Source organism: Mucilaginibacter rubeus, from assembly GCF_014643835.1.
GTDB lineage: Bacteria > Bacteroidota > Bacteroidia > Sphingobacteriales > Sphingobacteriaceae > Mucilaginibacter > Mucilaginibacter rubeus.
On sequence record NZ_BMKD01000003.1, the window covers coordinates 190,519 to 213,237 of the forward strand.

The following is a 22,719-nucleotide window of genomic DNA, read 5'->3' on the forward strand; positions in this document are numbered from 1 at the left end:
GATGATAAAAAAGACGTTTTTTACCGGGCTGTTTTTTTGCATGATAGGTAGTGCTTTTGCGCAGCAAAAGCACGTGTTGGGTTTTGATAAACTGAAAACCTATGTCAATAGCTTTAACAAGACAGACACTGAAACGGTTAAAAACTACATCACTAACGATCATGCTTACGAATGGCTTGCCAAAAATGTGCCTTTGTTTGAGTGTCCGGATTCGGCCATTCAAAAAATCTATTACTATCGCTGGTGGACATTCAGGAAACACCTAAAACAAACACCCGATGGCTTCATTTTTACCGAATTTATAACGCCGGTTAGCTTTACCGGCGTTTATAATAGTTCAAGTAGTGCGCTTGGTCACCAAATTTATGAGGGGCGCTGGCTGCATGATCCGCAGTACATCAATCAGTATATCAACTTTTGGCTATATGTTGATCCTAAGCAAAAGAAGCCCCATTTGCATGCGTTCAGCAGTTGGATAGATGACGCGGTTTACAATTATTACCTCGTAAACCTTAATAGAAAATTTGTTGAACAAGCCTTGCCTTTGCTTAATACTGATTATTATGTTTGGGAAAAGGAAAAACAGCTGCCTTCCAAATTGTTCTGGCAGTTCGACGTGCGCGACGCGATGGAGGAAAGTATCAGCGGGGGGCGCAAAATAAAAAACATCCGGCCTACTATTAACAGCTACATGTATGGCAATGCCGTGGCTTTGTCAAAAATGGCTGCGCTAACAGGTAATGATTCGCTAAAAACAAAGTATACACAAAAAGCAATCGAGCTAAAAAAACTGGTGCAGGATAGTTTGTGGAACGACAGCGCATCCTTTTTTGAAGTACGTAAACCCGACGGGCATTTTGCCAACGCCCGCGAGGAATTGGGCTTTATCCCCTGGTATTTTAACCTGCCCGATGATAAACCTGTTTATGCCAAACAATGGGATCAACTAACCGATATCAAAGGTTTTAACGCTCCATGGGGCATTACCACTGCCGAACGCAGGCACCCTTTATTCCGTACCCATGGTACCGGGCACGGCTGCGAGTGGGACGGTGCGGTATGGCCTTTTGCCACTACGCAAACATTAAAGGGCCTGGCTAACCTGCTTACGGCTTATCAAAATAAAGGCGCTATGACACCCGGTATTTTTTATAATGAACTGCATAAATATGCTCTTTCGCACATCAAACGCGGACTGCCTTATTTGGGCGAGTATCAGGATGAAAAAACAGGTTACTGGCTTAAAGGGGATAACCCAAGAAGCAGCTATTACAACCACTCCGGTTTTTGCGATTTGGTTATCAGCAATCTCGTTGGCCTGAAACCTCGTGAAGATAATCTACTCGAAATTTTCCCGCTCATCCCCCAAAACCAATGGAAATGGTTTGCGCTGGATAATGTGCTTTATCACGGGCATACTATCAGCGTAGTTTGGGATAAAACCGGTACTAAATATCACAAAGGCAAAGGTTTTATCATTTATGCCGATGGTAAGGCAATATCCCGGAGTACGCAACTGAAACATGTACTGGTGAAACTCCCGGGTTAAATCCTGACTCATTTTCTCTCTTTTATTGGCTTGTTGGCTTTAATGATGATAATATCGTATAGTAGATAGAGAAAATATCAGATGAAATTGCAGCAGCGTACTGATATTTTTGAATACTATACAACCAATTAAGTTCAAAACTAAAGAGTAGGTTTAAGAAGCTAATTCGCTTCAAATATTGAAAACCGGCTCTGCGTACGCCTGTCTAAATACCAATGAAAATGAAGATGTTTAACCGTTGCCTGCTGCTGTTGCTTATATTAATCTCTTGTTTTCATTCAAATTTAAACGCACAGGGAAAGTCAAAAAAAGTCACCATTGTTACCTTATCTAAGCATCATGCAAGGATAAGCTATGGCGTACAAAAGTTGATTCAGGCTTTACAGCATGCGGGATATTCAGTTACTGAACAAACTTATAAAGGCGCAATGCCTTCCGGTAGCGCAATAGTTATTGGGCTGCTTACCGATGCTCCGGTTAAGAAATTCGCGGCTGCTGCAAATAGTCAACCCCGAAAAGAGGGCTTTATCATCAGTGATAGCGGCCTTAAAAATAAACTCCTGATAGCAGGTGCCGATAATTCAGGTGCGCTTTATGGCTGTCTTGAACTGGCGGATAGGATCAATTTAAATAACAAGCTTCCCGTAAATATCAACCTGCATGATCAGCCCGAAATGGTTTTGCGGGGTACCTGTATTGGGGTGCAAAAGCCTGCGCTACTTCCCGGTCGGGGTACTTATGAGTACCCATACACGCCGCAAAATTTCCCATGGTTTTATGATAAAGCTTTGTGGATCCGTTATCTGGATTCGTTGGCGCATAACCGTATGAACTCTTTGTATTTGTGGAATGGTCACCCTTTTGCCTCGCTGGTACGGGTAAAGGAATATCCTTACGCTGTTGAGGTTGATGACGCTACTTTCAAAAAAAACGAAGAGATCTATAGTTTTTTGGCCGAGGAAGCTGATAAACGTGGCATCTGGCTTATTCAGGGTTTTTATAACATCATCGTATCCAAACCCTTCGCCGAAAAAAATAACCTGAAAACGCAGGACAGGAACCGTCACATTGTACCCATTATTGCCGATTATACCCGTAAATCTATTGCTGCTTTTGTACAAAAATACCCTCACGTTGGATTGTTGATTACACTGGGCGAGGCTATGGAAGGTGCGGGTCAGGATGATATCGACTGGTTTACACAAACCATCATTCCGGGTGTAAAAGATGGGTTAAAAGCCCTCGGTCGCACGGATGAGCCGCCGATTGTGCTCCGTGCGCATGATACCGATGCGCCCACAGTGATGAAATACGCCAAACCTTTATATCACAATCTGTACACCATGGCCAAATACAACGGCGAGGCGCTTACTACTTATGAACCACATGGTCCCTGGGCTGATCTGCATCGTACTTTGAGTAATATCGGTACCGTGCAGATAGAAAATGTGCATATCCTTGCCAACCTGGAGCCTTTTCGCTATGGCTCGGCCGATTTTATTCAGAAATGTGTGCAGGCCATGCATACTGTTTATGGAGCAAATGCCCTGCACCTGTATCCGCAGGCGTCGTACTGGGATTGGCCTTATACAGCAGATAAAACGGATGGTAAGCGCCTGTTGCAATTAGAGAGGGATTGGATCTGGTACAAGGCATGGTCGCGCTATGCCTGGGATAGCAAAAGGGAAAGGGTCGGCGAAATAAGCTATTGGGCAAAGCAATTGGCCGATAAGTATGGCTGCGATCAGGTTCATGGCGAAGCAATTTTAAGAGCTTATGAACAATCAGGCAATATCTCACCCGAGTTGTTGCGCCGTTTCGGCATCACTGATGGCAACCGCCAAACGATGACCTTGGGCATGCTAATGAGCCAGCTGGTAAATCCTGAAAAATACGGTTTGTTTTCGCTGTTATACAATTCAGAAGGCCCTGTTGGTGAAATGATGAGTGAATATGCCGAAAGGGAATGGAAGCGCCAGCCGCACGTAGGCGAAACACCGGTAAAAGTTATCGATAGTGTAATAGTGCAAGGGAAAAAAGCTGTTGAGGCTATCGACGAAGCATCAGCGAAAATTAGTAAAGATAAAGCCGAGTTTGCCCGCTTAAAAAATGATATGTATTGTTATAACGCAATGGCCAATAATTATGCTTACAAAGCAAAAGCAGCTTTATGGGTGTTGCGCTATAAATATTCAGATGATGTTGCCGATCTGGAAAAGGCTTTACCCGAGTTGCAAACCAGTTTGGATTATTATAAGCAATTGGTGAAACTAACTGAAAATGCTTACCTGTATGCCAACAGCATGCAAACCAAACAACGCAAAATCCCGGTTGGAGGCAATGATGCCAAAATGAAAACCTGGGCCGAGCTTTTGCCGGTTTACCAAAAGGAACTTGACAACTTTAAACGCAATATCGATTCGTTGAAATCGCCTCAAACACAGCAAAAGCAAAAGGAGGTTGTGGTTTTGAAAGATGCGCTTGTGAAGTTTGAAAATAGTAGTAGCAATTATCAGGTAATTTCAGACGAAGCGGTTTATTCCGATACAACAGCTTTGATAAAAAACGTCGCAAAAGAACTGGCCGGTTTAAAAGGAGTAAAACTATCAAAAGCAGATCAGCAGAAAAATGGTACAACAATCGGCTTTAAAAATGATAAGCCGGTAAAAGTACTGGTTGGTTTTTTCAATAGTAAATTGCCTCAATACCTGCCCGAGCCGCAACTGGAAACAGATGCCAGTGCCAATGACTATGGACAGGCAGATATTAAGATTGCCAATGCCGTTCAAATTGATGGCTTGCCTCCGGTAAATATTCATACCTATACCTTTAAAGCAGGTTCAAATACGCTTACCTTAGGTAAAGGTGCGGCCTTGATTTTAGGCATTGTTGATGCTGACGCCAATGTGCCTGTATATGACGCTGGCCTGAGCAACGAAGGTAATATCAAAGATTTACGCTGGCTTTTTAATTGAGATCTATGAGTAGCAGAAGGAGCTTATTTATTGTAATATTCATTCTTGAGGTTGTACAGGGTTTTGCCCAGCAGCCCCTTAAGCTTTGGTATAAACAACCCGCTCAAAAATGGACGGATGCTTTGCCTATCGGTAATGGCAGGATAGGAGGCATGATTTACGGTGGGGTTACCGAAGACCATATCCAATACAACGAACAAACCCTATGGACAGGAGGCCCGCGCGACTATAACCGCAAAGGTGCAGTAAAATATTTAGAGCCCATCCGCAAACTCCTTTCCGAAGGCAAACAAGCCGAAGCAGAGGCCATGGCCCAGCAGCATTTTATGGGTACGAAAAGCAATGAAGCTACTTATGCGGCTGACTCGGCGAAATGGTTCAATATGATGAGCTCATACCATTTACCGCAAGACGAGTTATTTCATGATAATAACCTTAGAACTATCAATTTGTCAATTGAACAGGGTTGGGAAATAACACCCGGTTTTGAAGGTTTGGATGGAGCAGTTTGGTTTATTAAGTATTTTAATATTCCTTCTGGTTGGAAAGGAAAAAATATCGTAATTAGTTTAGGCAGGATACGTGATATAGACCGGACCTGGCTTAACGGAGATTACATCGGCACAACATCGGGTAACGCTTACAGGAAATACATTATCCCTTCTGATAAGGTACATATCGGCGAAAACAGGATCGCTGTACAGGTAGTTAATTTTTACGATAAAGGTGGATTTACAAGCAACGCTAAAACTTTATCGGTTTATCCCGAAGGAAACGAAAGTGATGGGATTAGCCTTGCCGGTCAATGGAAATATTTCATCCAGGATGATAGCCCGCCGGCATATCCCCGTTACAATGCCGATTACCAGCCCTTCGCCGATCTGTACCTGCAATTTCCAAAACAGGATATAACTGATTATAAACGCGATCTTGATCTTACTAATGCCACCTCCCATGTAAGCTACAAAGCCAACGGTGTTACCTACACTCGTGAGTATTTCAGCAGTACGCCCGATCAGATGATGGCCGTACACCTTACTGCCGATAAGCCGGGTAAAATTACGTTGAAGGCGTTAATGAGCAGTCTGCATAGAAACTATGTAACCCGTAAAATTGATGACTATACACTCGCGCTGTCTTTAAAAGTAAAAAGTGGTGTTTTGAGTGGCGTAAGTTATCTACATGTACAGGCGGCGGGTGGTAAGGTTATAGTCGATTCAAAAAACATATCGGTTACCGGAGCTGATGAAGCCACATTTTACCTCACGGCGGCAACCAATTTTAAAAACTATCATGATGTATCGGGTAATCCCGAGGCTATTTGTAAGGCTCAGATCGCAGCTATATCACATAAAAGCTATGCCGTCATTAAAGCTGTTCATGTAAAAGATTATCAAAAGTATTTCGATACATTTTCCATTGATTTAGGCAAGGGAGAAAACGCGGAGCTGCCAACGGACGAAAGGATTCTGAAGTTTAGCCAATCACCTGATCCTTCGTTTATCAGTTTATATACGCAATATGGCAGGTATTTGCTGATCTCCTCATCCCGGCCGGGCGGTGGCCCGGCGAATTTGCAGGGTTTGTGGAATAACCTGCTTACACCGCCATGGGGCAGTAAGTTCACTACTAATATCAACATCGAAATGAATTACTGGCCTGCCGAGGTACTTAACTTATCTGCTTGCAGTCAACCGTTTTTTAGCATCGTTGATGACCTTTCCAAAACCGGGCATGAAACCGCGGTTGAGCATTACGGTGCTCCGGGTTGGGTGCTGCATCACAATACAGATCTGTGGCGCGGTACTGTACCTGTTAACGCATCCAATCATGGCATTTGGGTTAGCGGCGCTGCCTGGCTTTGCCACCAGTTATGGGAACATTATTTGTATACCGGCGATAAAGAGTTTCTACAAAAACGGGCTTATCCCGAAATGAAGGGTGCAGCCGAGTTCTTTGTGCATTTTTTGGTGAAAGATCCTAAAACTGGCTACCTCATTAGTACGCCATCCAACTCGCCGGAGCATGGGGGTTTGGTTGCCGGGCCAACGATGGATCACCAGATCATTCGCGACCTGTTTAAAAACTGTATCGAAGCTGCCAAAGTGTTGAATATTGATAAGGCTTTCGCCGATACACTCAAATTCAAATACAGTCAGATAGCACCTAATAAAATCGGCAGGTACGGTCAGCTGCAGGAGTGGCTGGAAGATAAGGACGATACGACGGATACCCACCGGCATGTTTCGCATATGTGGGGTGTCTACCCCGGCACTGAGATCTCGCTTAAAACTCCCGAACTGTTAAAGGCTGCCGAACAATCTATGAAATACCGTGGCGATGAAGGCACTGGCTGGAGCATTGCCTGGAAGGTAAATATCTGGGCACGGATGCACGAGGGTAATCATGCTTATCTGATGCTGAGCAAACTGTTATCACCTGCGGACGTAACTTCCGGGAAAGAGAAGGGAGGCGTTTACCATAATCTGTTCGATGCACACCCGCCATTTCAAATTGACGGAAATTTTGGCGGCGTAGCAGGTTTAGCCGAAATGCTTTTACAAAGTCAGGGTGATGTTATTGAACTGCTTCCAGCTTTGCCAACTGCATTACCGCAAGGTAGCATCAAAGGTATTTGCGCAAGAGGTGGTTTTGTACTTGATTTTGAATGGCAAAATGGTCGGTTGAAAAGCCTGCAGGTGCTTTCCAAACTGGGTAAAACCTGTCGCTTAAATTATGGCGGAAAGACCATAGATGTCGAAACTCAAAAAGGTAAAAGCTATCGCTTTGACGCCGATCTGAAACAATTATAAAGATGGGCAAAACTCAAAAATATCACAGAGAGATCGCAGAAAAAGAACTAATTGTTTGGGAGCAGTGCGATTCTCCTTTTGAGAGAGTAATAACCTATAAAAAGACAATAGAGGAGTTTAAGGTGTGGAGGGCTGTGCGATTCCCTCCCCTGGGAGGATGTAGGGAGGGGTTTCAGCGAGATGCCTTGTCGTTACAAAGGCGTATAAACCTCTCCCTGCCAACACGCAATCCTAACGGGCCCCTCCCAAGGGAGGGAATTGCCAATTCATTGACTATTACTCTTGAGATGAGCAGAGAGAAGTGTTTCTCTTTTTTTAAACTGATCACCTCACTGCTGTTTTTGCTCCTTTTTTCACATAGTTACCTTTTTGCACAGCGTAGTGATATCTCATTAAATACCAACTGGAAAAGTATTGCCGATGATAACAACCCAAAGGCAAACGCCGGTTTTGAGCAAACCGGTTTTAATGATGCTAAATGGGAAACGGTAAATGTTCCTCATAACTGGGATACATACGGCGGCTATCGCCGCCTGAAACATGGCAACAGACATGGTATCGCACGGTATCGTAAAATATTCCCGCTTGAAAATAAGCAAAATGATAAGCGGTATTTCCTGTGGTTTGAGGGCGTTGGCTCATACGCTACGGTTTGGCTTAATGGTAAGCAAGTTGGCTATCACGCGGGCGGGCGCACGTCATTTACCATTGATGTAACGGATGCTATCAAAGCAGGCAAACAAAATCTGTTATGCGTTAAGGCTGATCACCCTTCGTTTATCAAAGATTTGCCATGGGTTTGCGGGGCCTGCTCCGATGATCCGGGTTTTTCGGAAGGTTCGCAGCCAATGGGTATTTTCAGACTGGTGCATTTGATGGTCACTAACGCCGTCAGGATTGAACCTTTTGGTGTACATATCTGGAATGATACCACCGTCCGTGAAAAATCGGCCACGCTTAATCTCGAAACTGAAGTTAAAAACTACAGTGGTAAGCCGTCTGCGATAACCGTGACAAACAGCATGGTTGATGCCGCTGGCAATACTATCGCGCAAGCAAAAGCAAAAAAAATATTAAAAGCCGGTGAGGTTAATACGGTAAGTCAACAATTTTCCGATGTTAAAAATGTGCATTTATGGTCGTTGGAAAAACCTTATTTATACAATGTGGTAACAGAGGTTTGGGCCGATGGAAAAGTGATTGACAGAACTCAAACCTCTTACGGTATCCGCTGGATCAACTGGCCCATTGGCCGAAATAATAAGGATAATCGTTTCTACCTCAATGGCAAGCCTGTTTTTATCAATGGCATTGCCGAGTATGAACACCTTATGGGCAAAAGTCAGGCTTTTGAAGCGCAGGAAATCAAAGCCCGGGTAATGCAGGTAAAGGCTGCAGGTTTTAATGCTTTTCGGGATGCTCATCAGCCTCATAATCTTGCATATCAGCAGTATTGGGATAAGCTGGGCATTTTATGGTGGCCGCAATATTCGGCACATATCTGGTATGATTCGCCGGAGTTCAGGGCCAATTACAAAGCTTTACTGATTGACTGGGTGAAAGAACGGCGCAATAGCCCGTCGGTAATATTATGGGGATTACAAAACGAAAGTAAGTTACCGGCCGATTTTGCCCGGGAATGCAGCGATCTCATCCGCAAGCTTGACCCTACAGCCTCATCGCAACGCAAAATAACAACCTGTAATGGCGGCGAAGGTACCGATTGGGACGTACCTCAAAACTGGACGGGTACCTACGGCGGTAACCCGCTTACCTATGGAGATGACCTGAAAAAACAAATCTTAGTAGGCGAATATGGTGCATGGCGAAGCCTTGGTTTACATACCGAAGGCCCTTTCAATGCCAACGGTCAGCTAAGTGAAGACCGCATGACCCAATTGATGGAAACCAAAGTCCGCCTGGCCGGGTCTGTAAAAGATCAGGTTGCGGGGCATTTTCAGTGGCTGTTGTATTCGCATGAAAACCCTGGTCGCACACAAGGCGGCGAAGGGCAGCGGGAACTGGATAGGGTTGGCCCTGTTAACTATAAAGGTTTGTTTACACCCTGGGGGCAGCCAACCGATGCGTTTTACATGTACAGGGCCAATTATGCGCCTAAAGGTAGCGAGCCGATGGTTTACATTGTATCGCACACCTGGCCCAACCGTTGGCTTACTCCGGGTAAAAAAGATAGTATCATTGTTTACTCCAATTGCGACGAGGTTGAGCTTTTCAATGATATTAACCACGAATCTTTAGGCAAAAGAAAGCGGAAGGGCATAGGCACGCATTTTCAATGGGATAGCGCAGATATCAAATACAATGTGTTGTACGCCGTAGGATATGTTAATGGCAAGCCGGTAACGCATAATGAGATCATGTTAAACCATCTGCCACAAGCACCTCATTTGCCAAAAGAGAATCCCGCTATCCTGAAACCCGAAGCTGGTTACAACTATTTGTACCGTCTCAATTGCGGCGGACCGGATTACACCGATACCTACGGCAACATCTGGATGGCCGACAGGCATCAGGATAATAAACAAGAACCCGGCTCCACATCATGGACGGACAATTACCCCGGAATGCCTCAGTTCTTTGCCAGTCAGCAACGCACTTTCGACAGGATCAGCAACACGGCCGATGGGGCTTTGTTCCAGACTTTTCGGTATGGTTTAGATAAACTTAAATTTAATTTCCCGGTACCTGATGGTGATTATCGTATCGATCTATATTTTACCGAGCCCTGGTATGGCACAGGCGGCGGGATGGATTGTTCAGGCTGGCGTTTGTTTGATGTAGCTCTGAATGGCAAAACCATGATCCGCAATCTGGATATCTGGAAAGAAGCAGGATATGCTAAAGCGCTTAAGAAAAATATCGTTGCCCATGTTACGGGCGGGATGCTAACTATATCTTTTCCGAACGCAGCGGCCGGTGAAGCAATTATATCAGCTATAGCCATCAGTACTTTAAATAAAACAGTAAAACCACAACAGGCAGGTAATGGAATAATCGGCCAATTACAGGGCCATAATAAATGGGTGGTAAAAAACTGGATTGACATTGGCCAAAAACAATACACCGATGCCGGGGTAACTTTTAATGATCTGCCGCCAATATTTTATGGTGCAGATTGGATAAGTACAGCTAATTCAAATCAGGCTCAAACCTGTTCGTTTACTTTAAATGCTGACGCTGATGTTTACGTTGCTATGGACATACCCGCCTTGCAAAGACCGTCCTGGATTGCCAATTATGAAAACACCGGCTTGTTTGTAAAAACGGATGCCGATGGAGGTTATCAGTTACCCGTTTACAGGAAGCGTTTTAAAAAGGCTGATGTAGTTACGTTAGGCGAAAATAAAGGAAGGTTCATGTACACCGTGGTGATGTTGCCTGTTACTTCGCTGCAACCGGCTACTGATCTTCGTAAAACCGTAAGTTATAAAGCGGAGACGGCTGAGATAAAAGGCGATGGCTTAAAAGCCGATACCCTGAACGGAAAAAAAGTAATTAAATTTAGCAGTGCGGCAGGCGGCAGTGTGGCATTCGCGTTAACACCGGGTGTTGCCGATCTGTATGCCTTGCGCATAAAATATTATAACCAGAGCAATCAAACTTTTAAGGCAAAAATGCAATTACTGGCCGCTGATGGTACGGTAATGAAGGAGGAGGAACTGAGTTTTAAACCGGTAGCCAAAAATAAATCGGGCACGGTTGCAACCAATACGGGCACAAGTATCAACGCGGGTAATTATAAGCTGGTAATCACGGGTATTAAGGCTGATGGTTTGGTTGTTTCGGGCATCGAAATGCAATAAAATATTAACATGAAAAAAAAGATCTGCCTGTTGTTTTTGTTACTGCCCTTCGGCCTTTTTGCGCAAAGCCTGAAGGTGTTAAACCTGCAATGCGAGTACAAAACCAATCCGTTGGGTGTCGAATCGCTTAAGCCAAAGCTAAGCTGGCAAATACAAAGCGATACCCGTAACACCATGCAAACCGCTTACAGGGTTTTGGTTGCCGGTGACGTGGCTAAACTGGCAAGCAACAATGCTGATATCTGGGATTCGGGCAAGGTACTTTCAAACGCGTCGCTACAGGTTTCGTGCATTGGTAAACCTATGCAGGCAGCCAAAACTTATTACTGGAAGGTAATGGTTTGGGACAACCATGGTAAAGCGTCGGCATGGAGCAATACCGCCAGCTGGCAAATGGGCTTGCTTACAAAAAGAGACTGGAACGGTGCCTACTGGATTGCTTATGACAGATTACCCGATTCTTCGGCTATTGTACCCTTTTATCATGGTAAAGGACCAAAAAAACTGGGAGTGGCCAATGATGTTTTGCCTTTAATGCGCAAGGCTTTTAATGTTGAGGCCAAACTGAAAAAAGCCACGCTTTATTTATGCGGATTAGGCCATTTTGAGCTGAACCTGAACGGTAAGAAAGTGGACGATCATTTCCTTGATCCCGGGTGGACAAAATATGATAAGCAGGCACTATATGTGCCTTTTGATGTAACTAAGCAGCTTATCTCCGGAAAAAATACCATAGGCGTAATGCTGGGCAATGGATTTTATTACATCCCGCGGGATAGGCGTTACCGCAAGCTTACCGGTGCTTTTGGCTATCCTAAAATGATCTATCGTTTAATATTGGAGTATGACAATGGAAAGATAGACAATGTGGTGAGCGATGGTTCATGGAAAACCGCACCCTCGCCGGTTACTTTCAGCAGTATTTATGGAGGTGAGGATTATAATGCCAATTTGGAACAACCGGGCTGGGATACCAACAACTTTGATGATTCTAAATGGCGCAATGTGGTCAAGGTTGACGGCATACCCGGGCTGAGCGCGCAAATGGCGGAGCCTTTGAAGATCATGCAGGTGTTGAAGCCTCGAAGTAAAAAGCAACTGGCTAATGGCGCATGGATCTATGATTTGGGTCAAAATTTTTCAGGAATCCCACAGATCAGTCTTCTGGGTAAAAAAGGGGATACTGTGCGCATTGTCCCCGCTGAACTGGTAAATGAGGATGGCAGCGCCAATCAAAAAGCCTCGGGCAGTCCGCATTATTATGATTATGTGTTGAAGGGCGATGGTGTTGAAACCTGGCATCCCTTGTTTACTTATTACGGTTTTAGGTATTTGCAGGTACAGGGTGCTGTTCCCCAAGGAGAAACCAATATATCGAAGCGACCCGTGATCGTTGATATTAAAGGGTTGCACACCCGTAACAGTGCCGAAACCGTGGGCAGTTTCGCTTGTTCAAATGAGCTGTTTAACAAAACGTTTAAACTGATTGACTGGGCCATGAAAAGCAACATGGCAAGCGTATTTACCGATTGTCCTCACCGCGAAAAACTGGGCTGGCTGGAAGAAGCGCATTTAGTCGGCAGCTCCCTACATTACAATTATGATATCGTTGGCCTGGCACGTAAGTGTATCAACGATATGCGTATCTCTCAAACAGAAGATGGATTGATCCCCGAAATTTCGCCTGAATATGTAAAGTTTGACGAGCCTTTTCGCGATTCGCCTGAGTGGGGGAGCAACGCGGTGATTTTGACGTGGTATGTATACCAGTGGTATGGTGATAAGGAAGTGCTTGCTCAAAACTATGATATGATCAAGCGTTACCTGGCCTATCTCGATAAAAAATCAAAAAATCATTTGCTGTATCAGGGGTTGGGCGATTGGTATGATCTTGGTCCAAATCCTCCCGGCGTTTCGCAGTTAACACCACCAGGAATTACGGCAACTTCGCTGTATTATTATGACCTTGATATAGCCGGAAAAATAGCTACGCTGCTTGGCAAAAACGATGATGCTGCATCATACAAAAAACTGGCTGATGAAGTAAAACAGGCCTATAACAAAACGTTTTTTAATACTGACACTAAACAATACGGCACAGGCAGTCAGGCGGCCAACGCTATGTCGGTTTATGCCGGTTTGGTTGAGCCACAATATAAAGCAGCTGTAGTGAATAATATCGTAAAAGATATCCGCGGCAGAGGGAATGCCCTTACCGCAGGGGACATCGGTTATCGCTACCTGTTACGGGTTTTGGATGATGAAGGCCGCTCGGATGTGATCTATGATATGAACAGTCGTGCCGATGTGCCGGGCTATGGTTATCAACTGGCTCACGGTGCCACTGCCTTAACCGAATCGTGGGCGGCACTGCCTTCGGTATCCAACAACCATTTTATGTTGGGGCACCTGATGGAGTGGTTTTACAGCGGCCTGGCCGGGATCCGTCCGGCAGATGATGCCATCGCATTTAATAAAATTGAGATCAGGCCCGAAACTGTGGGTAATGTAACCTGGGCTAAGGCTAATTATAAATCGCCTTATGGCAATATTTCAAGCAGTTGGGCGAAGGGGCGGGGGCAGTTTCAACTGGAGGTGAACATCCCGGCAAATACTACCGCGAGTATCTTTCTGCCCGTAAAAAATAATGCGACTATAATGGTCGACGGGCAAAATATCAAAACCCGTCATGATATCAAATTTGTAGGTTATCACGATGGGAAGGCAGAGATCAAGGCTGGTTCAGGCAACTATACATTCATCGCCAAATAATATTAAAACTAAAATGAGACACATTTTTAAATCATCTGCACTCCTTATCTGCACTTTGTTACTACTTAGGGCACATGCCCAGGAAGTACCCGAAAAGGTGATGAAAGATATTTACGAGCAGGTTAAAACGCCTTACAAATATGGCCTGGTGATAGCTCCGGAAGATAATAGCCAGAAGGCTGATTGCCCTACGGTTTTTCGCCAGGGTGACAGCTGGTATATGAGCTATATTATTTTTAACGGTCGCGGTTATGAAACCTGGCTGGCCGATAGTAGGGACCTGCTGCACTGGAAAACACGGGGTCGCATCCTTTCATTTTCGGATGATACTACCAAATGGGACAATAACCAAAAAGCCGGTTATGTCGGCTTGCAGGATTATAAATGGGACGGCTCGTACAAATTGCAGCAGTATAATGGCAAATATTGGTTATCGTATTTTGGCGGGCAAAGCAAAGGCTATGAGAAAGGTTTGCTATCCATAAGTGTGGCTTCTACCGATACAGATCCGGGTACGGTACATGAATGGCAGGGATTAGATCATCCGGTATTGTCAAGTATTGATAAAGATGTAAGCTGGTGGGATAACCACACGCAATACAAACAAACCGTGATCTGGGATAAAAAGAAGCTAACCGGTCACCCGTTCATTATGTACTACAACGCCAATGGCGACAGCGTTAATAAAAAGCGAGGAGCGGAGCGCATTGGCATGGCTGTGTCTGATGATATGCTGCACTGGAAACGCTTCGGTAAAGACCCGGTATTGAATCACGGTGACGGCATTACCGGCGACCCATACATTCAGCAAATAGGAAATGTATATGTTATGTTTTATTTCGGCGCTTTCTGGAAAACCGGCGATTCGGGCGTGTTTAACCGCTTTGCCTGCTCGTATGACCTGGTGCACTGGACTGATTGGACAGGGGAGAAGCTCATTCAATCGTCCGAGCCTTATGATAACATGTTTGCCCATAAATCGTGTGTGGTGAAGCATAAAGGCTTGGTTTATCATTTTTATTGCGCTGTAAACAAAGCCGATCAGCGCGGTATAGCGGTAGCTGTGTCGAAAGATCTGGGTAAAAGCGAGCTCAACTTTGTTGCGCCGCCTGTTAAAAAAAGCAAATCCAAATAATGAGGCTACGTTATCTATATACACTGTGTTTAGTGTTTTTCGCGGCTGGTTTTGTATCTGCCCAAAAGGTGCGCAAAACCGAGAGTTTTAACGCCGGCTGGAAGTTTTTTCTGGGCGATGATGCCGCAGCAAACGCCATAAAGTATGACGATCGCCGCTGGCGGAAGCTTGATTTGCCGCATGATTGGAGCATTGAAGGTAAATTCGACAGTAAAAATCCCACCACGCAGGCCGAAGGCGGATTGCCAGCAGGCATTGGCTGGTATCGTAAAAGCTTTTTGATCCCTGCATCATCAAAAACTAAATCTATTTTGATTGATTTCGACGGCGTTTTTCATAACAGCGAAGTTTGGATAAATGGCCATTATTTAGCCAAACGGCCTAACGGCTATATCTCGTTCAGGTATGATTTAACGCCTTACCTTAAATTCGGTACACAACAAAATGTGATTGCCGTTCGGGTAGATAACAGCGATCAGCCCAACTCACGCTGGTATACAGGTTCGGGCATTTACCGCAATGTTTGGCTAACCACTGCCAATAAAATCCATCTGCCGCAATGGTCGTCATTTATAACCACGCCGCAGGTTGATCATCAAAAAGCAGAGATTTATATTCGTACGGTTTTGCCGGTTTCTGTTAACTCAAAGTTTAAGCTTAAAGCTTCTGTTTTGGATGATAATGGCAAGATTGTTGGATCTGTCACTACCACCGTAAAGGACACTATAATTCAGCAAAGCATTCAGGTAAACAATCCTCAATTATGGTCGATAAATCACCCTTATCTGTATAAAGTAAAGCTGCAGTTGTTAGCGGCTGATAAGGTTATCGACGATTACACAACTACTACCGGGATCCGTTATTTCAACTTCGATGCAGACAAAGGATTTAGCCTGAATGGTGAGCCGATGAAAATTCATGGCGTATGCCTGCACCATGACCAGGGGGCTTTGGGCACGGCTGTTAATACCCGTGCAATTGAGCGGCAATTGCAGATCTTAAAAGATATGGGCTGTAATGCTATCCGCACCTCGCATAATCCGCCCGCACCCGAGTTGCTTGACCTGTGTGATAAAATGGGTTTCCTGGTAATGGACGAGGCTTTTGATATGTGGAAGAAGAAAAAAAGCAAACATGATTATCACGAGGATTGGGACGAGTGGCACGTAAAGGACCTGCAAGACCAGGTTTTGCGCGACCGGAACCATCCGTCCGTTTTTGCCTGGAGTATTGGTAACGAAATAAGGGAACAGTTTGATAGTACAGGTGTAAGTATTGGTCGCGAGCTGGTTAAAATTGTAAAGCAACTGGATAATACCAGGCCGGTTACATCGGCACTGAGCGATGCCGATCCTAAAAAGAATTTCATTTATCAGTCGGGCGCGCTTGACCTAATTGGCTTAAATTATCACCAGGAGGTTTATGCAGATTTTAAGAAAAACTACCCCGGTCAAAAGTTTATCGGTACCGAAAATATGTCGGCCCTGGCAACAAGGGGGCATTATGATATGCCGTCGGATAGTATCAGACGCTGGCCCAAAGATGGCAAAACACCTTTGAAGGATGGCAATGCTGATTTGACGGTATCAGCCTACGATAATGTTTCAGCCTATTGGGGCTCAACGCACGAGGAAACCTGGAAGATCATCAAAAAGTATGATTTTCTTTCAGGGCTTTTTGTGTGGACAGGCTTTGATTACATCGGCGAACCAACCCCGTACTTATGGCCGGCCCGCAGTTCGTACTTTGGCATTGTTGATTTGGCCGGTTTTCCGAAAGATATTTATTACATGTACCAAAGCGAGTGGACAAATAAGCCGGTTCTGCACTTGTTACCGCACTGGAACTGGAAGCCTGGGCAGATGATTGATGTTTGGGCCTATTATAATAATGCCGATGAGGTAGAAGCTTTTCTGAATGGAAAATCGATAGGCGTGAGAAAGAAAGCCGGCGATGACCTGCATGTGATGTGGCGTGTAAAATATGAGCCGGGAGTATTAAAAGCCGTATCGCGCCGTAATGGTAAAGTGGTGTTGACTACGCAGGTAGTCACAGCAGGCGAACCTTACAAAATACAACTCAAGGCAGATCGGGATAAAATCAAAGCCGATGGCAAAGACCTGTCATATATTACCGTATCTGTTTTGGATAAAAACAACGTTCCGGTGCCCGATGCTAATCAGTTGGTGAAATTTAAAGTAACCGGGCAGGGAATACTAAAAGGTGTGGATAACGGTTCACAAACAGATCTGGAACCTTTTGTATCTGATCAGCATCGCCTGTTTAATGGTTTGGGATTGGCTATTATCCAATCTAAAGCTGTTGCCGGGGAAATTACCATTACTGCTACGGCTGGTGGACTGAAACCGGCTCACTTAATTATTGAAAGTAACCGTATCGCTTTTAAATTACAATTACAAAAATAAAGAGTGAATATGAAGTCCTTAAAAATAGTTTCAGGTGTAGTTTTTATAATTATAGGAGTTCTTTTCTTTATCTTTTTAAGAATGCTGAATGACCCGGAAATTGAAGGTGAATCTGGAAGGATCGGTTTAGATACATATTTCATTTCCCTTATCCCCATAACAATAGGTCTGATTATTTTATTCTTTAAAAAAAAGTGAAAAAAATTGCAGCCGCCGCTTGGCTCCGGCTGAGTGGCAGCTATCAAGCGGCCTCTGGCCGCCGTAAACAAGTGTGGTGTATACCGGCCGGAGGCCGGAGAATAGTTGCCACTCAGCCGGAGCCAAGCGGCGGCGTTTTTTGTTTGTATATTTATTTGTTGGTGATAATATCATACAATAGCAGGCGAAAATATTACAGTAAAGGCTAACAGCAGTACGTTACATTTGTTATGCAATTTATAAACCATAACATTAAATTTACTATACTACCCGATTAACGCATGAAAGTGTTGCCCGTGTTAGATTTTACCATTATAGGTATTTACCTTATAGCTATGGTGCTGGTGGGTTTTTATTTTTCGCGTAAAAATAAAAATGCCGAGCAGTTCACCGTTGCATCTGGTTTAATACCGGGCTGGGCTATCGGTTTATCAATTTATGCTACTTTTTTAAGCAGTAACACCTTTTTAGGGGTACCCGGCAAAGCCTACGGCGGCAACTGGAACGCTTTTGTGTTTAGCTTATCGATGCCATTTGCAGCCTGGATAGCCGTAAAATATTTTATACCATTTTATCGTAATACCGGCAATATTTCAGCCTATACACATTTCGAAAAACGCTTTGGTCCATGGGCCAGGGTTTATGCGGTTATTTGTTTTTTGCTTACGCAGATAGCCCGCATGGGATCTGTATTTTTTGGTATAGCGTTAAGTCTGCAGGCGCTTACCGGTCTGTCTATGAAGTCCATTATGGTGGTAATGGGAATCTCTATTATCCTGTACACAGTATCAGGAGGGATCAAAGCTGTGATCTGGACAGAAGTCGTGCAGGCCATCATCAAGACTTTAGGAGCGCTGCTGATCATTTATTTGGTCGTAAACAGCATCCCCGGCGGCTTTGATAAGATCGTAGAAATTGGCAAAGCTGATCACAAATTCAGTCTGGGTAGTTTTTCATTGAACCTTACCGAACCAACTTTTTGGGTGATCCTGTTCTACGGTTTCTTCATCAATCTAAATAATTTTGGGATGGATCAAAATTATATCCAGCGTTATCATGCGGCTACATCTACTAAGCAGGCTGCCAAATCAGTTTGGTTTTGTGTTGGTATTTATGTGCCGGCATCTTTTCTGTTTTTTGTAATAGGGTCATGCTTATATGCTTACTACAGCCAGCATCCTGATCTGATCTTAAGCCTTAAGCACCAGGTAGCTATCGAGCGCCTGCCTGCAACGGCTTCGGCAACCGATGTTTCGGCATTTATGAACAAATTAACCCCTGCCGATTACGGTGATAAGATCATGCCGCATTTTATGGTTACCAAAATCCCGGCAGGATTGGTTGGTATTATTGTAGCTGCTATTTTATCAGCTGCCATGAGCACCATCAGTTCGGGCATGAACTCATCAGCTACCGTTTTTACCATCGACATTTACAAACGGTACTTTAAGCCGAAACTCAATGATAAAAATACATTGAACGCCCTGCACATTGGTACCGTACTCTTTGGCTTTGCAGGCATGGCCGCCGGGATAGCCATGATAGGGGTAAAAAGCATTCTTGATTTATGGTGGCAGCTTTCGGGGATTTTTGCAGCAGGTATGCTCGGTTTGTTTTTGCTGGGCATTATCAGCAGGCAAACCCGTAACCATGAGGCCATCATTGCCAGTATCATAGGTGTTTTGGTGATCCTTTGGCTTACTTTTCCGTCACTCATTCCCGAGCAATACGCCGTTCTTCGCAGTACGCTCAATACCAACATGATCATTGTTGCGGGTACCCTCGCTATATTTTTAACAGGAATATTTTTAACCAAAACAAGGCAGTTAACAGTTTAATAATCATCAAATGGAACAATCAAAAAAGGGTTTTATCCCGGTAATGTTAACGCCTTTTAAAGATAACGGTGCTATTGATTATGCAGCGCTGACCCGCTTAACCGAAATGTACCTGCGCGCGGGTGCGGCTGGTGTGTTTGCCAATTGCCTGTCGAGCGAAATGTTTGAATTGAGTGGTGAGGAGCGGTTAGCAATTATCAAACACGTGGTTGAAACTGTTGACGGCGCTGTTCCTGTCGTGGCCACCGGTACCTTTGGCGGGCCAATTGAAAAACAAGCCGATTTTATAAAAAAGGTATATGATACAGGTACTTCGGCGGTGATTGCCATTACAAGTTTGCTGGCTGATGCCGATGAACCGGATGCTGTACTTAATGACCGTGTTTTTGAACTGTTCAATCATACTGAAAATATCCCTTTAGGCTTTTACGAATGCCCGGTGCCATACAAAAGGTTATTATCGGCAGAACAGCTTCATCATTTTGCAGCAACAGGCAGGGTAATATATCATAAAGATACCTGCCTTAAAATTGACGTGGTAAAACAGAAATTGGAGGCAAGCAAAGTTAATCCGGCGTTTGGGCTGTATGATGCTTATATGGTTCACGCGGTTGAATCACTTATAGCAGGTTCGGCCGGGTTGTCATGCATTCAGGGAAATTTTTTTCCGGAGCTTATTGTTTGGTTGTGTAATCATTATGCCGATGCATCGCGCCAGCATGAGGTTGCCATGGTACAGGAATTTCTAACCGAAAATATGGATGTGATGCACAATGTTTACCCGGTAATTGCTAAATATTATCTTACCAAACGGGGCTTCAAAATATCAACAACTACCCGGCGCGATGTTGGTTATTTCTCGCCGGCCATCCGCAATAAAATAGAAGATCTTTACGCTAACTACACTACACTTCAAAGTGAGATCGGTATCTATTAGTCTTAAGTCGAAAGTCCTGTTTAATTCTGTTGTGAAGTTTTTACGTAGAGACGCATCACATACGTCTTCCATAGGACAAGCCGTTTTGTAATTCATTAAACCCTGGATTTGCATGCGTGAGACGCATGTGATGCGTCTCTACATTTTAAAACAGCCTGTTGGAACTTTTGGCTAACGACTTAATACTTAACCAAACTAAGCAGAAATTGCCTGCTTTTGTCCTTTAATATAACGGCGTTTATACTCAAGCGGGGTCATGCCGGTAACCCGTTTAAAGTGTCGGTAAAAATTAGAGATGTTGTTGTAACCGCATTCAAAGCACAAAACCTCGGTGGGTAATTTGTCCTCAATCAAAAAACGGCAGGCATGACTGATCCTGATCTCGGTTAAAAAATCAAAATACGTTTTCTTGGTCATCAGTTTAAAATACCGGCAAAAGGAGGTGACACTGAGGTTGCCGATGGCTGCTATTTTTTCCAGGCTGATCTCCTGTTTATAGTTGGCCAGCGTATAGGAGCATACTTTATTAAGGCGAATGGTGTCCGACTCATTAGATTGGTGAAAATCGCTGTGTGATAAAGTTATCGGTTCAAAATCTTCATTTTCAGCCAGTACTTTTAGTATGGATAGCAGGATAATGATCCTGTCGAGGTTGGTGGCTTCCGCTGCCTGCCGCATCAGTTTGGCCAGTTCGGTTCTTGCTTCGCCCTTAATTACCATTCCGCTTTTAGCTTTCTCAAACAACTTGGGCAGCATGAACGCTTCGGGTAAATTTAACAAATAACGACCAAGGCAGTCGGGCAAAAAATGGATCACGATCACCTCAACATTCAATCCGGATTCGGGCAAAAAATATTCATCCTTGCAGCGCCAGCAGTGTGGTAGGGCCTCTCCCAGCAATGTGATTTCGCCTGGCGAAAAATTGCTGATATTATCACCAATAAACCTAACCCCTTCGCCCTTTATTACGTAGTGTAATTCAAGCTCGGGATGGTAGTGCCAGATACCCCGGAAGGTGGGCAAAATATCATGCCTGATACTGAATGAATTTTGCGGTTTAACCGCAACCTTGAGAAAATGGGGCTTCATTTTGTAAAAATCAATAAAGATTAGCAGGTGAGCGGACAATTAAGTATGCGTCGCGCTGGTTTATATTTTAAAAGTAGTAATTTTTAATCAAACCCAATTTGCACGAATGTAATTTTCTTTTGACAAAAAATTACCTTAACACGAAAAGTGGGTTATGATAAGATTGTATAATAAATAGATAAATACAAATAGGAAAGGCAAAGGCTAACCATTGATATTTGTTAAAGCAACTTGTAAATCAGGCTGCAGGATACCAGGAAATATAAACCAATAAAATTAATTATACTTTTTATCAGGCTTTTAGAACTGACAAGATTTTAACAGTTAATTAATTGTGATATGAACAATTAATTGCATAAAAAAAATTGCAGGACACCATATACTTTTTTAAGGGCTTTTATAAAAACTGTAAAGAATTTAACCAATTGAAACAACCATGAAACACTTTAAATACATAGTGATATTGTTATTATCAGTTGCAATCAGTGAGGCTTTCGCGCAGGCACCAGTGGATAACAACTACCTAAAAGTTATAACCGAACGTTCAAATAAAATTGTTACAGGAGCAGGCATTACCGACTCGGTAAAATTTAAGAAAGTGCGTGATATTGTAGTTGCCCAGTACAGTGATTTGAACACCATTTATGATGCGCGTAAAGCGAAAGTAAATGATATTAAAACCCAGATGCCCGATGATAAAGCAGGTGCCAATGCCAAAATCGCCCTTGTAGATAGTAATGTGGCTAAGCAGGTTAAGGTTTTACATACCTCATATATCAATAAGCTGAATAAGGAATTAAGCGCTGATGAGGTTGATAAAATAAAAGACGGTATGACCTACCGCATTTATCCAATCACTTATACCGCTTACCAGGATGAAATACCTACCCTTACCGGGGAGCAAAAAGACAAAATTAAAGGATGGCTGCTTGAAGCCAGGGAGAATGCTATAGATGCCGAATCGGCAGAGAAAAAACATGCCTGGTTTGGGAAGTTTAAGGGCCGCATTAATAATTACCTATCCGCACAGGGCTACGATATGAAAAAGGAGGGTGAAGAGTGGCAAAAACGGATCAAAGAGCGGCAGGCAGCAAAACAATAATTTTTGAACTAACCTAAATATCCCGGTATCATGAAATAAGCTTTAGCCGGGCAAACCAATT

The 22,719-nt window shown here is 43.9% G+C and carries 11 protein-coding genes; 10 read left to right on the forward strand and 1 reads right to left on the reverse strand.

What is annotated here, in order from left to right:
- Position 1: 1 nt before the first annotated feature.
- The 9 genes from IEX80_RS11280 to IEX80_RS11320 all read left to right on the forward strand — a co-directional run bounded on the left by IEX80_RS11280 (position 2) and on the right by IEX80_RS11320 (position 20,467).
- Positions 2 to 1,549, forward strand: a complete 1,548-nt coding sequence (locus IEX80_RS11280) for an MGH1-like glycoside hydrolase domain-containing protein (RefSeq protein WP_188832948.1) — start codon at positions 2 to 4, stop codon at positions 1,547 to 1,549.
- A 221-nt stretch (positions 1,550 to 1,770) separates the two neighbouring features.
- Entirely contained in the window at positions 1,771 to 4,524 is a 2,754-nt protein-coding gene (locus IEX80_RS11285; RefSeq protein ID WP_229701600.1) for an alpha-d-galacturonidase, read from the forward strand.
- Between the two features lie 5 nt (positions 4,525 to 4,529).
- Complete coding sequence (locus tag IEX80_RS11290; RefSeq protein WP_188832950.1) at positions 4,530 to 7,337, forward strand: glycoside hydrolase family 95 protein; 2,808 nt, start codon at positions 4,530 to 4,532, stop codon at positions 7,335 to 7,337.
- Positions 7,338 to 7,624: 287 nt separating this feature from the next.
- Positions 7,625 to 11,161 carry a malectin domain-containing carbohydrate-binding protein gene (locus tag IEX80_RS11295; RefSeq protein ID WP_188832951.1) on the forward strand — a complete coding sequence of 1,179 codons (3,537 nt, stop codon included), beginning with the start codon at positions 7,625 to 7,627 and terminating at the stop codon, positions 11,159 to 11,161.
- A 9-nt stretch (positions 11,162 to 11,170) separates the two neighbouring features.
- Positions 11,171 to 13,933: a family 78 glycoside hydrolase catalytic domain gene (locus IEX80_RS11300; protein ID WP_188832952.1), complete on the forward strand. Its 2,763-nt coding sequence runs from the start codon at positions 11,171 to 11,173 to the stop codon at positions 13,931 to 13,933.
- A 13-nt stretch (positions 13,934 to 13,946) separates the two neighbouring features.
- On the forward strand, positions 13,947 to 15,068 hold the full coding sequence (locus tag IEX80_RS11305) for a glycoside hydrolase family protein (protein ID WP_188832953.1): 1,122 nt from the start codon (positions 13,947 to 13,949) through the stop codon (positions 15,066 to 15,068).
- A complete protein-coding gene (galB, locus tag IEX80_RS11310) occupies positions 15,068 to 17,494 on the forward strand; it encodes a beta-galactosidase GalB (RefSeq protein WP_188832954.1) in 2,427 nt (808 codons plus the stop codon). The genes IEX80_RS11305 and galB overlap by 1 nt, the downstream gene beginning before the upstream one ends.
- Positions 17,495 to 17,973: 479 nt before the next feature.
- A complete protein-coding gene (locus tag IEX80_RS11315; RefSeq protein ID WP_188832955.1) occupies positions 17,974 to 19,530 on the forward strand; it encodes a sodium:solute symporter family protein in 1,557 nt (518 codons plus the stop codon).
- 10 nt (positions 19,531 to 19,540) lie between these two features.
- Positions 19,541 to 20,467: a dihydrodipicolinate synthase family protein gene (locus tag IEX80_RS11320; RefSeq protein ID WP_188832956.1), complete on the forward strand. Its 927-nt coding sequence runs from the start codon at positions 19,541 to 19,543 to the stop codon at positions 20,465 to 20,467.
- Between the two features lie 195 nt (positions 20,468 to 20,662).
- On the opposite strand, the gene IEX80_RS11325 is transcribed toward IEX80_RS11320, so the two are convergent.
- Entirely contained in the window at positions 20,663 to 21,556 is an 894-nt protein-coding gene (locus IEX80_RS11325; RefSeq protein ID WP_090531643.1) for an AraC family transcriptional regulator, read from the reverse strand.
- Positions 21,557 to 21,992: 436 nt separating this feature from the next.
- Here IEX80_RS11325 and IEX80_RS11330 point away from each other — a divergent pair, with 436 nt between their 5' ends.
- A complete protein-coding gene (locus IEX80_RS11330) occupies positions 21,993 to 22,658 on the forward strand; it encodes a DUF3826 domain-containing protein (protein ID WP_188832957.1) in 666 nt (221 codons plus the stop codon).
- The last annotated feature ends 61 nt before the right edge of the window (positions 22,659 to 22,719 follow it).

Bases quoted from the DNA above. Each gene is read 5' to 3' on its own strand.
- IEX80_RS11280 (WP_188832948.1), top strand. From the start codon at position 2: ATGATAAAAAAGACGTTTTTTACCGGGCTGTTTTTTTGCATGATAGGT.
- IEX80_RS11285 (WP_229701600.1), top strand. From the start codon at position 1,771: ATGAAGATGTTTAACCGTTGCCTGCTGCTGTTGCTTATATTAATCTCT.
- IEX80_RS11290 (WP_188832950.1), top strand. From the start codon at position 4,530: ATGAGTAGCAGAAGGAGCTTATTTATTGTAATATTCATTCTTGAGGTT.
- IEX80_RS11295 (WP_188832951.1), top strand. From the start codon at position 7,625: ATGAGCAGAGAGAAGTGTTTCTCTTTTTTTAAACTGATCACCTCACTG.
- IEX80_RS11300 (WP_188832952.1), top strand. From the start codon at position 11,171: ATGAAAAAAAAGATCTGCCTGTTGTTTTTGTTACTGCCCTTCGGCCTT.
- IEX80_RS11305 (WP_188832953.1), top strand. From the start codon at position 13,947: ATGAGACACATTTTTAAATCATCTGCACTCCTTATCTGCACTTTGTTA.
- galB (WP_188832954.1), top strand. From the start codon at position 15,068: ATGAGGCTACGTTATCTATATACACTGTGTTTAGTGTTTTTCGCGGCT.
- IEX80_RS11315 (WP_188832955.1), top strand. From the start codon at position 17,974: ATGAAAGTGTTGCCCGTGTTAGATTTTACCATTATAGGTATTTACCTT.
- IEX80_RS11320 (WP_188832956.1), top strand. From the start codon at position 19,541: ATGGAACAATCAAAAAAGGGTTTTATCCCGGTAATGTTAACGCCTTTT.
- IEX80_RS11325 (WP_090531643.1), bottom strand. From the start codon at position 21,556: ATGAAGCCCCATTTTCTCAAGGTTGCGGTTAAACCGCAAAATTCATTC.
- IEX80_RS11330 (WP_188832957.1), top strand. From the start codon at position 21,993: ATGAAACACTTTAAATACATAGTGATATTGTTATTATCAGTTGCAATC.